The organism is Lactobacillus gallinarum DSM 10532 = JCM 2011 (genome assembly GCF_001434975.1).
GTDB lineage: Bacteria > Bacillota > Bacilli > Lactobacillales > Lactobacillaceae > Lactobacillus > Lactobacillus gallinarum.
The window spans coordinates 15,493-31,106 of sequence record NZ_AZEL01000018.1; the positions used below are offsets into that span (position 1 = coordinate 15,493).

A 15,614-nucleotide genomic window follows, 5' to 3' on the forward strand; every position below is an offset into this window, starting at 1 on the left:
TAATAAACTATTGTACTATTTTGTAGCGAATTCGTCTTTAAAATCTTGCACCAAATTTTCTTTAATCATTTTATCAACTTGTTTTAAAGTGAAATAAATTGGACGTTCATTAGAGCGGCCATGAGTTTTAACCACTGGTGCATTAACTCCAAGCAAAACTGCACCGCCATACTTAGCTGTATCAAACTTTGATTTAAGACTTGATAAAGAGCCCTTTACCATCAAAGCTCCCAATTTGGTCATAACACCACCGTTTAACAAGCTATCTTTTAGCAAATGCAAGATTACGCTTGATGTACCTTCAATATTTTTAAGAACAGCATTGCCAGTAAAACCGTCTGTAACTACTACATCGGCTTTGCCTAGTAATAATTCATTCCCCTCAATGTTACCTTGGAAGTTAAGGTTACTATCTTTTAATAATTCATAGGCAGCTTGGTGAACCTCATCCCCTTTATCACTTTCAGAACCATTATTTAATAGCATGATGCGAGGAGTTTGAATGCCACGAATTTTTTCAGCATAATATGATGCCATTTCTGCCCATTGAAGTAAATATTCAGGTTTGCTCTTAGCATTGGCACCTACATCGACCATATTAAAGCCATCATCACTATTTTGAACTGGTAAGGTTGGCATTAAGCCTGGACGAGTAATGCCCTTAATACGACCGATGATAAAAATACCACAGGCTAATAATGCACCAGTATTACCTAAAGAAAGAAGAGCATCGGCCTTTCCTTCTTTAACAAAGTTTGCTGCTACAACCATTGAAGAATCTTTTTTTCTTCTAATTGCCTTAACGGGTTCATCTTCATCGGCAATCACTTCGGTGGTTGCAACTACGCCCAATTGATCATTAATTCGATCAGCAGGAATTAAATTACGTAATTGTTCTTTATCACCGAATAATAAAAACTTAGTTTCAGGCATTTCATCTTTTGCCTTTAAAACAGCTTCAACGATTGCTTCAGGCGCATTATCTCCGCCCATCGCATCAATAGCAATTGTTCTCAATATAATTCACCACAATCTTTTAAATTCTATTTTGTTCTAATTGTTTATATTCTAGCACTTGGTTAAGTGTCTGATGATCAGCTAATTTCGGATCTTGCTGAACTAATTCTCGTGCCACTTTTTGCGCAACAACCAAGGTATTGTAGTTATTAACTACATCTCCCACGCGAAATTCAGGCAATCCAGATTGAGCTTTACCAAAAAGATCACCCTCGCCACGCATTTTAAGGTCTTCTTCTGCTAATTTAAAGCCATCATTGGTAGCAGCAATTATTTTCATTCTTGCTTTACCAGAATCAGTTTTCGGATCAGCTATAAAAACGCAATAACTTTGCGTCTTACCACGTCCAATTCTTCCGCGAAGCTGATGCAGTTGACTTAATCCGAAACGATCCGCATTATAGATGACCATCATATTGGCATTAGCCACATCGACTCCAACTTCAATTACGCTAGTTGTAACCAAAATATTTATTTTTCCACTAGCAAAAGCGGTCATAATTTCGTCCTTTTTAGGACCGGGCATTTGACCATGAAGCAAAACCACATTTTGATTAGGAAAATCATGACTTAACTTAGCATGTAATTCCTCCGCATTCTTTAAATCCAATGTTTCAGATTCAGTAATCAGCGGCGTAACAGCATATATTTGAAAACCTTGTGCAAGTTGCTCCTGCATTTTCTGATAAACATCTTTCATCTGACTACTAGTCTTCCAAGATGAAATGATTGGTTTTCTACCGGCAGGCATATGATGAATTTCAGAAACAGTCATATCTCCATATACTGTTAAAGCCAGCGTTCGAGGAATTGGAGTGGCCGTCATAGCTAGAATATCAGGCTGATCACCTTTATTAATTAAAGCCTGTCTTTGTCCAACGCCAAAACGGTGTTGTTCATCAATGATTACCAAGCCTAACTTTTTAAAAATGACACTGTTCTGAATTAAAGCGTGTGTGCCAATTACCACATTAATTGTGCCATCAGTTAATTCACGATAAATTTCTCTACGCTCGAGTGTTTTGGTATTACCTGTTAATAGAGCAACTCTTACGCCCAAGGGCCTCAGTAATTCATCAATCTTTTTAAAGTGCTGTGTAGCTAAAATTTCAGTTGGCACCATCAGAGCTGCTTGATAACCCGCAGTAATCGCCGCAAAAATAGCATAAACTGCAACAACAGTTTTACCAGATCCTACATCCCCTTGTAACAGACGACGCATTTGACCTGATGAATGCATATCAGCAAAAATTTCATTAACAACTTCTTTTTGATCGTCTGACAATTCAAACGGTAAAGAAGAGGTCAATTGAGCTATTTCTTTTAAATCATAATTTTTAGGATAGCCTGCTTGTTTGCCATCATGGCTAGCCAAAAGAGCTAGCTGCAATTCAAAAATAAAAAATTCTCGAAAGATTGCACTTCTTTTAGCTAGATTTGCTTCAGTACTATTTTTAGGATGATGCATTTTTTGAATAATCTCTTGATCAGTCAACAAACGATATTTTTCTCTAATGCTCTGGGGAACAATATCTTGTACTTTATCTAAGAAACTATCTACCGCTAAATTAATCAAATTAACTAGCTTTTTTTGTTTAACATGACGATTAACAGGATAAATTGGCGCCATGCCACTATCCTTTTCTTTTACTGCAACAAATTTAAAGGCAGAAAGACTTTGACGAGCAACATTATATTTACCATAAATTGCTACTTCTTCGCCAATTTCAATCTTGCTCTTAAGCCATGGCTGATTAAAAAAATTGACCATGATTACATCATGGTCAATTCTCATTTTAAAACTTAGGCGACTCTTCTTATAACCAAAACGACTAACAAAAGGTTCGGTGGCTACAATTCCCTTTAGCATTACTTTTTGACCATCCATGATTTGATCTAAAGGCAATGTCTGCAATTCGTCATAACGAAAAGGAAAATAAAAGAGCAAATCATAAATACTATAAATGCCTAAGCTACCTAGATCAGCCGCAGTTTTTGTTCCTACACCTTTTAAATCCGTTACAGGAGCAAATAATGCGTTTTCTATCATTTTTTATTCAACTGATACTAAGAAGTGATATACAGGTTGACCACCATCATGAATTTCAAATTCAAGATCATCATGACTGGCTTCAAGAGCTTCAACAACCTGTTGTGCCTCATCTTCGCTTGCATCACGACCATACATAATAGTGATAATTTCTGAATCTTCATCAAGCATCTTTTCGATCATTTCGGTAGTAGTCTTGATCAAATCAGCGTTATCAACCTTAATATTACCGTCGATGATACCAAGGTAATCATTCTTGTGAATTTCTACGTCGTCAATTTCAGTATCACGAGTAGCTTGAGTTACTTCACCTGAAACTACAGTGTCGAGATCTTCTGACATAGCTTCAACGTTATCATCAACGGAAGCATCTGGGTTAAATGAAAGCATTGCAGTAAGACCTTGTGAGATAGTCTTGCTTGGTACGATACCTACTGGAATGTCACTAACTTCTGCAGCTTGCTTAGCAGCCATCACGATATTACCGTTGTTTGGCAAAACAATTGCCTTCTTAGCACCTGACTTCTTGATTGCATCAATAAAGTCTTGGGTTGATGGGTTCATTGTTTGACCACCAGAAATAATTCTGTTTACGCCTTCGCTTTCAAACAATTTTCTAATACCGTTACCAGAAGCTACGGCAATAACAGCAAAGTCAACTGATTCTTGTTGTTCTTCATCTTGATCAACGATGCTTTCGTGTTGGATACGCATGTTGTCGATCTTGATCTTGCCTAATTGACCGAATTGACTACCGTACTTGAAGACATCACCAGGGTGTTCGGTGTGAACGTGAACCTTAGCAATTTCACCATCAGATACAGCTAAAAGTGAGTCGCCCAAACCTGACAAGTGCTTTCTGAATTCTTCCAAATCGAATTTCTTCTTGTTTGGCACGTCAGCGTTAAGGTCAACCATAATTTCAGTACAGTAGCCGTTCTTGATATCTTGAGTAGCTAGTTGACTTTGTACAGAAGATTGGTGGTGCATTGCGTTGATCATTTCATCCATTTCAGTTTCGTCAGGTTGATATTGATCAGCAAAGTTTTCACCAAGAAGACCTTCTAAGAAACCTTCATAAATGAACAAAAGTCCTTGACCACCTGAGTCAACAACACCAACTTGCTTCAATACTGGAAGTAAATCTGGAGTTGATTTAAGAGCCTTCTTAGCACCTTCAACAACTGCCTTCATTACTTCAGTAACATCATCAGTGTCATTAGCCTTAGAAGCACCTTCTTGAGCAGCAACACGAGCTACAGTCAAAATAGTACCTTCGACAGGTTTCATTACTGCCTTATAAGCAGTAGCTACACCATTTGAAAAGGCGTTAGCCAATTCTTGTGCAGTTAAGGTCTTCATGCCTTGAGTAGCTTTGTAAAAGCCGCGGAACAACTGTGAAGTAATAACACCACTGTTACCACGTGCACCCATCAACATTCCTTTAGCTAAGCTTTCAGTCAAATCACCAACATTTCTGCTAGGATTTTCAGAAACGGCTCTTGCCCCACTTTCAATAGTTAAATTCATGTTGGTACCAGTATCACCATCAGGAACTGGGAACACGTTCAATGAGTTAACAAACTCAGCGTTCTTACCAATTCTGTGGGTGGCAACACGCACCATATCTCTAAATTGCTTACTATCTATTTCATTTAAAACCACTATTTAAAACCTCCGCTTACGTTATTCGTCAAGTACCTTTACACTTTGAACGATTACATTAACGGCTTTAGTGTTAATTCCTAATTGATTAGAAAGATTAAATTTAACACTATCTTGAACATTCTTACTTACTTCAGAAATCTTAAGCCCATAGCCTACGATAATGTACACATCAACAGTGATTTCGTTATCTTCTGACTTGACAACAACACCGCGCTTATAGTTGGCACGATTAAGAATTCCATCGAATCCATCACGAATGGCATTTTTTGAAGCCATTCCTACAACGCCATAATTAGACGTAGCTGCGCCACCAACAACAGTTGCGATTACACCGTTTGAAATATCAATCAAACCATCTTTTGTCTTGATCTTAACAGCCATGTTCTTCCTCCGTCTTATTATCTACATATACGATTATTATTTTATCATAGTACTGCCGTAATCAATAAATAAAATACGTCCTAAAAAAAGTTGAATTGCGACCAAACATATGATAACCTAATTAAGTATGACACCATATATAAAGGAGGTTTAGCAAATGGCTAAAGATTACGTAACAGGTAAGAAGACCACATTCGGTAACAAACGTTCACACTCATTGAACTCAGCTCGTCGTGCTTGGAAGCCAAACCTTCAAAAAGTTCGCATTCTTGTTGACGGTAAGCCAAAGCGCGTATGGGTTTCAACCAAGGCTTTAAAGTCTGGTAAAGTTACTCGTGCCTAATAACCAGCCTTGCAGATTTATCTGTAAGGTTTTTTGTTTGCTAAAAATTTTGTACATCAAAAAAGGACAACTGATTTTTCAGCTGTCCTTTTTTAAATTATTTCATAATATTATGATTTTTATCATCATTTGAAATTTCATCAGCCATTCTTTCCTTAATTGGAGTATAGGCATATTCAGTAATCATTTCGCTCAATTTAGTTGGCAAGCCCAAGTCTTGGTAAGTAACGTTTCTAGCAAGGCCATTAATAGTTGCTACTTCCTTCTTCTTTTTCTTATCAAAAACGTGAACATGGTTTTTGTGCATTTAATTTTCTACATTTTGTTTTGCGCGATCAAGTCTTGCTTCATAGCGACCATCTTCAAAAGCGGCCACATTCTTTTCAAAATCAATATATTTCATAATTAATCCTTGATTCTTTTTCCTCTATTTTAAGCCAATCATTAAAGATTATGAAAGCGATTAACATCTTTTGAATAAATCGCCGCAAGCATCCCTTTTTCAAAATTAATTTCAAATTGAGAAGTATTCGGCAAAAATTCATTTGAAGAAAACACTCGTGGATAATCTCCAGAATAATGGTGCAACTCATAACGGGCACCTAAAATATTAAAATCTTTAATTGCAGTTAAAGCAGCAAAACCAATATATGGGTACTCTGATACTTTCTTTATTACATGACGTCCCGGATTGAAAAAGACAATTTTATTTTGCTTATCCATTATTGAGACCTGTTCAGCAAATTGTCGCAGAGATGGATCGAGCAGCATTAATAAATTAATTAAAAAATGATCTATTCTGCCCCCTGTTGCACCCAAAATATTTAAATTATCAATCTGATAATCATCAAAAACTGTATGCAGCATCAATTCAGAATCAGTCAAATCTTTAACCGGATTTGAATAACGAATATCTCTTACATTACTTTCAATTTCCGCTAGATCTGCTTTTTTTAATGAGTCAAAATCCCCCAGCGCTACATCAGGAGTTATTCCTAATTCTTCTAAGTACAAAGAACCACGATCTACTCCAACGATAAGATTATTCGTCTTTCTTGCATCTTTAAGTATTTCTTTGATGTTAACAGGCCACAAATCTGTTGGTCCACCTAATAATGCATATGCTTCCATTACTTAATAATTTTTTCTAATTTATGTACTTGATTTGCAATATTACCATTTTCATATAAATAAGAGCCAACTACAAAGACATCAGCACCTGCATCTTTGGCAATTTTAATCGTACGGTCATTAATGCCACCATCAACTTCAATTGCCATGTTTGGTCCTACAATTTCTCTGACTTGCTTAATCTTCTCAGCTGAATCAGCAATAAAGCTTTGACCACCAAAACCAGGATTGACGGTCATGACTAAAACTTGTTTAATTTTTGGCAAAAATTTTTCGACAACGTCAGCTGGAATATCCGGTTTAATTGCTAAAACAGCCTCAACTCCATTAGAAGCCAAATAATCAAGCCAATAATTCAGCTTGGATTCACTCATCGCACCATAATGCAGCTCCATGATATCTGCTCCGGCTTCAACAAAGGCTGGAATAAGATCATCAGGATTATTACTCATAAAGTGAATCTCAGCATCTGTCATGGGAAATTCACGTTTAAAATCACTAATTAATTGTGGTCCAAAAGATAAATTTGGCACAAAATGTCCATCCATAATATCAATATGGAAACGATCAATGCCTACTGCAACAGCATCTTTAATATTTTCTTTTAAATTTAAATTATCTGCGTTCAAAATTGATGGCGCAATAATCATTTTCTTCTCCTATTATTTTAAATATTCGGGTAATCGGCCTTCACTAATTTCTGTCCGCATTGCCAGATAATCATCATAACGATGAGGCATTATTTGGCCTTCTTCAAGCAACTTTTTAACTTCACAGCCAGGTTCCTTTAAATGTTGGCACCCTCTAAATTTACATTTGCTGCTAGCACGTTTAAATTCAACGAAATAGTTACATAATTCATTCAATTTGATCGGTGTTAAATCAATCGAAGAAAAACCTGGTGTATCAGCTAAGAACCCTTCACCTAATTTAAATAATTCGACTTTTCTAGTAGTATGCTTACCACGGTTTAAACTAGTAGAAATTGCTCCCGTTGCCTGATTAGCATCCTTCTTCAACTGGTTAAGTAAAGTAGATTTACCTGCACCAGATTGTCCTGCCAATGTCCAAATTTGCCCTGCTTTAATCATTTGAGGAATTTGAGCTTCTACATCATGATAATCAGTAAACACTGGATAACCAATTTCTTGATAATATGATAGTTCTTCTTTAATTTTAGCTAACTTGTCACCTTTTAATAAATCGCTTTTAGATAAATAAATAGTGACTTGTACTTTTTGCCAAGAAAAGAAAGTTAAAAAGCGATCCAATAATTCTAAAGAAAAATCAGGTTCAACCGCAGAAATAACTAACAATACATGGCTGACATTGGCTACAGCGGGACGACCAATTCTGTTGAGTCGCGGTAAAATCTTTACCAAGTAACTCATACCCTGATCATCTATTTGAATTTCTACATGATCACCTACTGCAGGTTTTTGCTTTTTTTGACGAAAAACGCCGCGAGCACGCGTTCTAACGATACCCGCAGCAGTTTCCACATCATAATAACCAGCAATTAACCCGACAACGGTTCCTTCTGCTAGTTTCATTTATTTTGTCACCTTTTCATTCAAAACAGTTTCTCCGTTACGAACTACGCGCAACTGGCCGTTTCCATCCTTAATTGAAAATGGAATTGAGAAACTCATATCACGTTTAATATATAAGTCACGATAGATATTACTCAAGGAGTGATCATCATCTTTGATATAAATCTGAACATGGTCGACTTTACTATTGTCTTCCTTAGTGTCAGTTTCTCCACTTTTACCATCGGATTTATCATCCTTTTTCAGATCGCTGCCAACATAATTAACAGTAAATGTCTTCGTAATAGTAGTATCTTTTTCTTCTTTTGGACCGTGTGAAACTTTAATGGTTACCGTAGATCCACGATCAACCTTAGTACCCGCTTCCGGCTGCATTGAGATAACCAAACCTCGCTCAACTTCATCAGAATATTCTTGATTAATCTGTAAAGTTAAGCCATGTTCCTTAGCATAATCTTGCGCACTCTTTAATGAGTAATTGTGCAAATCTTTTAAGGTAACGGTATTTATCTTTGGCTTTATCTGTTTTCCTCGAGAAACCACCAAAGTAATTGTAGTCTGCGTTGGTTTTACTTCTACACCAGCAGCAATACTCTGAGAAATGATGTTGCCTTTAGCCATTTTATTTGAATATTGATCTTCTCTAACAACATCGAAGCCTTGATTTTCTAATTTTTCTGCAGCTTCATCGTAATTATCCCCGACTACATCAGGTACCTTTACCATGCTGGTACCACTAGAAACAATTAAAATGATAGCCTTTCCTTGATCCACTCTATTACCGGCTGCTGGTTTAGTACCAATTACATGACCTTTTTTAATGTCATCAGACTGGCGTCTAATTACTTTTCCCACTTGTAACCCGGCGGCTTCTAACCGTTTTTCAGCACGCTTTTCAGTTATATTAGTTACATCAGGAATATGAACTTGACGTGGTTTATTATTATTGCCACTTAGTGCGAAAATCATAATAAAAATAATTAATCCAGCGGCAATAACTGAAAAAATCCACCACCATTTATGACTTTTAACATTTTGCCAAAAGTCTTTTTTCTTTTCCTTTTTATCAGGTTTATTTTCCTCTTCAGATTCTACAGTCTGCTCTTTTTCAGGGGCTTTAAAACCTGGCAGAACGATTGTTTTATCATTATTGTTACCATGATTAGGCACAAAAACCGGCTCATCTGCTCTTTCGGGATCTAAGCTACTATTTAGGTCAGCCTGCATGGCTTGTGCTGTAGCATATCTATCTCGTGGATCCTTAGCAGTTGCTTTTAACACAACATTTTCTAATGCTTGCGGAACACTTTGATCCTTCTTTCTAATAGAAGGTATTGGTTCCTGCGCGTGTTTTAACGCAATTGAAACAGGAGTATCACCATTAAACGGCACAGTGCCTGTAATCAATTCATACAGAATAATCCCTAAAGAATAAATATCGGACTGCTTAGTAACCAATCCGCCTCTAGTTTGTTCAGGTGACATATAATGAACTGATCCCATGACAGAATTAGTCTGCGTCACAGAGCTCTGATTCAAGGCAACCGCAATACCAAAATCAGCAATCTTAATATTGCCTCTCTTGTCCATCAAAATATTTTGTGGTTTAAGATCACGGTGGATGACATTATGTTTATGAGCCAAAGCAACTGCACTTAGAATTTGATCCATAATGCGAATCACTTCATGCAAATCCAAAGGAGCATTTTGACGAATATACTCTTTCAAATCTGGACCATCAACATATTCCATTACCATATATGGCAATCCATGATCAGTTCCTACATCAAGAACAGAGACAATATTAGGATGACTTAATTCACTAGTGGCTAAAGCCTCTCTTTGAAAACGAGCTTGTGTTTGAGGTTCATTTTGTAAATCTAACCGTAATATTTTAACTGCTACTTTACGTTGCAGAATAATATCTTCAGCCAGATAAACATTGGCCATACCGCCTTCGCCTAAAGTATCAATAATGCGATAACGTTCACCAAGCAGATAACCTTTATCGATCACTGCTCTCGTCCTCCTTATTCCAAATTAGGCAAACGGTAATATTATCACCACCACCTAATCGATTGGCTTCACTAATTAATTTATTGCATCGTTCTTTTAAGCTTAATTCTTTTGTAGCTAAAACTTGTTGTATTTGTGGATCACTGAGTGAGTTCGTTAATCCATCAGTACATAGCAAAATGATGTCGTCATCATCAAGCTTAATTTCCTTAACTTCAGGATCAATTGTACTAGATACACCTAGGGCTTGAGTAATAATGTTCTTTTGGGGATGATGCTTAGCCTGTTCCTTAGTAATTTGCCCCATTTTGACTAGCTCATTAACTAAAGAATGATCTTCAGTTAATTGGACAAACTTTCCCTCGGAATAACTATAAGCACGTGAATCGCCCAAATGAGCTATCAACGCATTATCCTTAAATGCAAAAGCTAAAACAATTGTCGTACCCATTCCATTTAAGTCAGGAAATTTATCAGCTGTTTTTAAAATTGTTTCATTTTCAGAATTTAATTGCACATCTAGCCATTTTCGAGCAATATTAGCATCAGTAAAATCTGTTATGCCAAAATTATGTCCTAGGTGAGTGACAGCCATTGTAGAGGCCACATCGCCGCCTTGATGGCCACCCATACCATCACAAACAATTGCTAAGGTAATTCCCTTACGATTCTCAAAAACTTGTACAAAATCTTGATTGCTTTTTCGTACCTTGCCGATACTTGAAGCGTATGCTGTTTCAATCAAAAATCTAACCTCGTAATCTAAATTTTGCAATGAAAAATCCATCATTGCCATCTTGATCAGGCATTATTTTTAACATTCCTGTCTTGGACTCAAGCTTGCTTAATAAAAATGGTTTTAATTCAAAATCAGGATGAGTTCGCAAGAATTGCTTAACTACTTCTTCATTTTCTTCCATTGAAATTGAACAAGTTGAGTATACTAATTCTCCCTCAACTTTTAACAATGTGCTAACAGAATCTAAAATCCCTAACTGAATTTTTTGTAAGCTCTTCAAATCTTGCAAACTCTTGGTATAACGAATCTCAGGCTTGCGTCTTAATAGTCCCAAACCTGAACATGGAGCATCAACTAAAATTTTAGTGAACTCACCTGCATTAAACATTTCTTGCGCTTTTCTAGCATCACATGCCTTAGTTGTTACTTTGTCCGACACATGCATGCGGCGAGCATTTTCTTTTACTAGACGTAATTTCTTTTCATGAATGTCTAGTGCAGTTACATCACCAGTGATATTTTCAGCAATCTGGACAGTTTTCCCGCCAGGTGCACTACATGCATCTAAAACATGTTCAGCTTGATTTTTATCAAAATCAAAAGCTTCTACCACTAAGCTAGCGGCTTCATCTTGAATTGTCAACTCTCCTTGTTCAAATAAATCACTTTCGCTAATGCCACCATGACTTAAAACGGCGTCATTAAGAGATAAATTTGACCATTTCGGTTGATATCCTTCTTTTGTTAATTGATCAAAAACTTGATTTTTATCTGCTAGTGATGAAATTCGCACACTATTTTTGGCTGGTTCATTAATACTGCTTAAAACTGATTTTGCTTTTTGCATTCCCCAATTGTCAATTAAATACTTAACTAACCATTTAGGAACGCTTTCTTTAATACTTAAATATTTAACGGTATCCTTTTCATCAGGTAAAATCACACCGCGTCTAATAAATGCACGCAAGATTCCGTTCACTACTCTATAGCCTGAAGAATGATGTTTGCCAAACTGCTTAGCTAGTTTATTAGCTTCATCTAGTACAGCACGGTTAGGAACCTTGTCTAAGAATATTATCTGATAAAGTGACATCAACAAGAGCGGCTTCAAATATTTTTCAGTGATTTTTGTTTTAAGCAAACCGGTCAATTGATATTCCAAAAAAAGGCGATATTGAATCGTTCCGTAAACAATCCTAGTTGCTAAATTTTGATCAGCAATCGATAAATCAGAATGCTTTAAACTATTGTTCAAACTAATATTTGAATATGAGCCATTTTTTAAGACTTTAATTAAAGTATCTAAGCTAATTGCACGGGCACTTTTATTTGTCGACAATTTCTTCTCCTGGGGCAAATTTACTACCTTGACCATTTAAAAAGTTCTTAATATCCATCTTCTTCTTGCCGCTTGGTTGTACCTCGAGCAAGTTTAAAACAGTACCATTAGCAAAGCTAATTGCAAAGCGGTCCTTATTAGCTACTACGCAACCTGGCTTTAAATCAGTACTATCCTTAGCAACTTCTGCTTTCCAAACCTTGAAGCGCTTGCCTTCAAGCATCATATAAGCACCTGGATCTGGATTAAGAGCACGGATCATATTGTTAGCTTCAGCAGCTGTCATAGTAGGAACGATGCGTTCTTGTTCTTTAGTAATATTAGGTGAAAAGACTACCTTATCTGGATCTTGAGGAATCTTTTTAACGCTGCCATCAATAATCGAAGGTAAAGTCTCCAAAAGTAAGTCTCTACCTACAATTGATAATTTATTAAATAAAGTTCCTGCATTGTCATCTGGCTCAATCTTAATTGCTTTTTGAGAATAAATATCACCAGCATCCATTTTCTTTACCATTTCCATAATAGTGATACCAGTTTCTGCATCCCCATTAATGAGTGAATATTGAATTGGTGCACCACCACGATATTTTGGCAAAAGTGAACCATGGACATTAACAGCAGCAATTTTTACTGAGTTTAAAAACTTAGTTGGCAAGAACTGACCGTATGCGGCGGTGACGATTAAGTCAGCATGCATATCAATCAATTGTTGCATTTCTTCTGAGCCAGACAATTTCACTGGTTGAAAAACAGGTAAATTATGCTTTTCTGCAGCAATTTTAGCTGGGGTCTTAGTGATCTTTTGTTTACGACCAACCTTTTTATCAGGCTGCGTTACAACAGCCTTAATTTCATAATTATTTTTGATTAAGCCTTCTAATACTGGAACTGAAAACTCTGGTGTTCCCATGAATATTACTGATGTCATTAAAACAACTCCTTACATTACTCTTTCTGGTTCATTATCGATAAAAATACTTAAACCATATTTCTTAGCTTCTTGAGCAGAATCTTGAACATGGTGTAATAGTTTATTTAAATTTGGTTCTTTTTTATATTTTACCAGTATTTGGTAATAATATTGATTTTTTACTCTAGAAATTGCACTTGGCGATGGTCCTAAAATTATTGCTTGATTATTTAAATGCTGCAATAAATATCTTTTTATCTTGAATGCTTCTCTAGCCGCATTTTGCTCTTTTTTAGCGGCAACTGATATTAATACTGTATAAAAATATGGTGGGTAATTGCCAGCATGACGCATATGCATTTCATAACCATAAAATCTTTCATAATCCTGCGTTTGTGCCAATTGAATGGCATAGTGTTCTGGATTATAAGTTTGAATTAAAACTTCGCCTTCCTTGTCAGCACGTCCTGCACGTCCTGCGACTTGCGTCAGCAACTCAAATGTTTTTTCTGATGCATTATAATCCGATAACCATAATCCCGTATCTGCGCTAATTACGCCAACTAAAGTTACATTTGGAAAATCTAATCCTTTAGCAATCATTTGAGTTCCTAACAAAATATCCGCCTCATGGTTACCAAATGAATCCAAAATCCGCTTATAACTGCCTTTTCTCCTAGTTGTATCAACATCCATTCTTAAAATTCTAGCTCCTGGTAAAAGTTCTTCAAGTTCTTCTTGAACTTTTTGGGTTCCAGTACCTAAAAAACGGATTTTTGAACTTTGACAATTAGGACATCGAGTAGGAATTGGCTCTGTATGTCCGCAATAGTGACATTGCATGCTATTAGTATCTTTATGCAAATTAAGTGAAACATCACAATTAGGACATTTCAAAACAAAACCACATTCCCGGCAAAGCATGAAATTAGCAAATCCTCGCCGATTAAGCATCAAGATGACTTGCTCTTTTTTCTCTAGTCTTTTCTTAATTGCATCGACTAATTCAACAGACAAGTCAAATTGCCCACCTGCAAATTGAACATGCTTAAGATCAATCAAATTAACTTTAGGTAATTTTTTATGATTTGCACGTTTAGTTAAACGTAATAGATGATATACATCTTTTTGAGCACGTGCTCGACTTCCTAGTGATGGAGTAGCACTTCCTAGTACTAATGGACAATGGTGATATTTACTACGCCAGAGTGCCACATTTTTAGCATTATAACGAGGATTGGTCTCTTGTTTATATGATGATTCATGCTCTTCATCAATTATGATTAATCCAATATTATCTAGCGGAACAAAAACTGCACTTCTTGCTCCAACTACTACTTGAATTTCACCACGACGAATTCTACGCCATTCGTCATATTTTTCCCCTTCAGATAAAGCACTATGTAAAACGGCCACTTTATCACCAAAACGTGCCTTTACTTGCTTTACCATTTGCGGTGTTAACGAAATTTCTGGCACTAGCATCAAGGCATTTCTTCCTTGAGCCAAAGCTTGTCCAATTGCATGCAAATATACTTCTGTCTTCCCACTACCAGTAATTCCTTCAAGTAAAAAGGTCTCTGCATTACGCTGATCAATTGCGCTATTAATTTGATCCAACGCAGCCTGTTGTTCATCATTTAAAGTCACTAGAACTGGCTTTTTTTCATCTTCAAAACCAGCTAAGGGATTACGATAAACTTCGACAGCTTTTCTTTTTAGCCAACCTTTTTTAACAGCTGAATTTAAATTAGCAGCCGATAAGCCTAACTCTTTTATCAAATCACTTTGACTTTTAGGATAATCATCTTTATTTTCAATAATATCCATCATCAATTGCTTTTGCTTAACCGCATTTTGACGCAAAGTATTGTAAATCTTGGTGTATTCTGCAGAATCTAGCGCTAATTCATACTGATTTTCTTTTTTCTCTTTAGCTCTATTTTCTACAACATATTCTATTTTGGCATCATCATTTTTCAGCAATTGATGAACTTTTTTTATTTGCTTCAGATCCGTCATTTTAGCTAAATCAATGGGATCACCTTGAAAGAACGGCATCTTTTTAGCTTTTTTATTTGCAGGTACTAACAGTTTACGATAGCCTGCCCGCATTACCCATGGCAACATTGCTTGTAAAATGGTAATTCGATATGAAAAAATATTTTGTGCCAAATTTTCAGACAATTTTATTAATTCTGGTGTAAGTGGTGGCATTTCATCCACTGTCACTAAAAGATCTTTTAACTTACCTGTAAATTGACTTTTTGCCTCTATGCCTACTACAAAGCCTTGCACTTTTCTTCGACCAAACGGTACTATTACTCTTGAACCAATTTTGACATCTTTTTCTAATTCAGCCGGAATATGATATTCAAAAATACGATCTGTTTGCTTGGTTGCAACATCAACAATAACCTGAGCAATCATCTAATCACCTGTAAAAAAGACCTCCACCCAAAGG

General features: G+C 36.2%; 14 protein-coding genes. 1 reads left to right on the top strand and 13 read right to left on the bottom strand.

Annotated features, from left to right (window positions below; translation table 11 throughout):
- Positions 1 to 15: 15 nt before the first annotated feature.
- Genes plsX through FC37_RS03070 form a run of 4 tightly spaced genes read right to left on the bottom strand, consistent with a single transcriptional unit; the run spans position 16 to position 5,116 of the window.
- The gene (gene plsX, locus FC37_RS03055; protein ID WP_025005837.1) at positions 16 to 1,017 is read right to left on the bottom strand and encodes a phosphate acyltransferase PlsX; all 1,002 of its coding nucleotides are present in this window, start codon (positions 1,015 to 1,017) and stop codon (positions 16 to 18) included.
- Between the two features lie 19 nt (positions 1,018 to 1,036).
- Positions 1,037 to 3,067, bottom strand: coding sequence for an ATP-dependent DNA helicase RecG (gene recG, locus FC37_RS03060; RefSeq protein WP_025005838.1), 2,031 nt, complete (start codon positions 3,065 to 3,067; stop codon positions 1,037 to 1,039).
- Positions 3,068 to 3,070: 3 nt separating this feature from the next.
- On the bottom strand, positions 3,071 to 4,732 hold the full coding sequence (locus FC37_RS03065; RefSeq protein WP_025005839.1) for a DAK2 domain-containing protein: 1,662 nt from the start codon (positions 4,730 to 4,732) through the stop codon (positions 3,071 to 3,073).
- Between the two features lie 21 nt (positions 4,733 to 4,753).
- Positions 4,754 to 5,116, bottom strand: coding sequence for an Asp23/Gls24 family envelope stress response protein (locus tag FC37_RS03070; RefSeq protein WP_003547910.1), 363 nt, complete (start codon positions 5,114 to 5,116; stop codon positions 4,754 to 4,756).
- A 157-nt stretch (positions 5,117 to 5,273) separates the two neighbouring features.
- Between FC37_RS03070 and rpmB the strand changes: the two genes are divergently transcribed.
- Positions 5,274 to 5,459: a 50S ribosomal protein L28 gene (gene rpmB / locus FC37_RS03075; protein ID WP_025005840.1), complete on the top strand. Its 186-nt coding sequence runs from the start codon at positions 5,274 to 5,276 to the stop codon at positions 5,457 to 5,459.
- Positions 5,460 to 5,556: 97 nt separating this feature from the next.
- Here rpmB and FC37_RS03080 read toward each other — a convergent pair whose 3' ends face one another.
- From FC37_RS03080 to priA, 9 genes are all read right to left on the bottom strand, one after another.
- A complete protein-coding gene (locus FC37_RS03080) occupies positions 5,557 to 5,766 on the bottom strand; it encodes a hypothetical protein (RefSeq protein WP_025005841.1) in 210 nt (69 codons plus the stop codon).
- Between the two features lie 137 nt (positions 5,767 to 5,903).
- Positions 5,904 to 6,590 (bottom strand): thiamine diphosphokinase, encoded by a 687-nt coding sequence (locus FC37_RS03085; protein WP_025005842.1) that lies wholly within the window; start codon positions 6,588 to 6,590, stop codon positions 5,904 to 5,906.
- Positions 6,590 to 7,240, bottom strand: a complete 651-nt coding sequence (gene rpe, locus FC37_RS03090; RefSeq protein ID WP_056945477.1) for a ribulose-phosphate 3-epimerase — start codon at positions 7,238 to 7,240, stop codon at positions 6,590 to 6,592. The genes FC37_RS03085 and rpe overlap by 1 nt, the downstream gene beginning before the upstream one ends.
- 12 nt (positions 7,241 to 7,252) lie before the next feature.
- Positions 7,253 to 8,143 carry a ribosome small subunit-dependent GTPase A gene (rsgA, locus tag FC37_RS03095; RefSeq protein WP_025005843.1) on the bottom strand — a complete coding sequence of 297 codons (891 nt, stop codon included), beginning with the start codon at positions 8,141 to 8,143 and terminating at the stop codon, positions 7,253 to 7,255.
- The gene (pknB, locus tag FC37_RS03100) at positions 8,144 to 10,159 is read right to left on the bottom strand and encodes a Stk1 family PASTA domain-containing Ser/Thr kinase (protein WP_025005844.1); all 2,016 of its coding nucleotides are present in this window, start codon (positions 10,157 to 10,159) and stop codon (positions 8,144 to 8,146) included. It lies immediately after the preceding gene.
- Positions 10,149 to 10,904 (bottom strand): Stp1/IreP family PP2C-type Ser/Thr phosphatase, encoded by a 756-nt coding sequence (locus tag FC37_RS03105; protein ID WP_025005845.1) that lies wholly within the window; start codon positions 10,902 to 10,904, stop codon positions 10,149 to 10,151. The genes pknB and FC37_RS03105 overlap by 11 nt, the downstream gene beginning before the upstream one ends.
- A gap of 4 nt (positions 10,905 to 10,908) precedes the next feature.
- Positions 10,909 to 12,273: a 16S rRNA (cytosine(967)-C(5))-methyltransferase RsmB gene (gene rsmB / locus FC37_RS03110; RefSeq protein ID WP_081776568.1), complete on the bottom strand. Its 1,365-nt coding sequence runs from the start codon at positions 12,271 to 12,273 to the stop codon at positions 10,909 to 10,911.
- A complete protein-coding gene (fmt, locus tag FC37_RS03115; RefSeq protein WP_025005847.1) occupies positions 12,224 to 13,168 on the bottom strand; it encodes a methionyl-tRNA formyltransferase in 945 nt (314 codons plus the stop codon). Before fmt ends, rsmB begins: the two co-directional genes overlap by 50 nt.
- A 12-nt stretch (positions 13,169 to 13,180) precedes the next feature.
- Positions 13,181 to 15,580 (bottom strand): primosomal protein N', encoded by a 2,400-nt coding sequence (gene priA, locus FC37_RS03120; RefSeq protein ID WP_056945478.1) that lies wholly within the window; start codon positions 15,578 to 15,580, stop codon positions 13,181 to 13,183.
- Between the last annotated feature and the right edge of the window lie 34 nt (positions 15,581 to 15,614).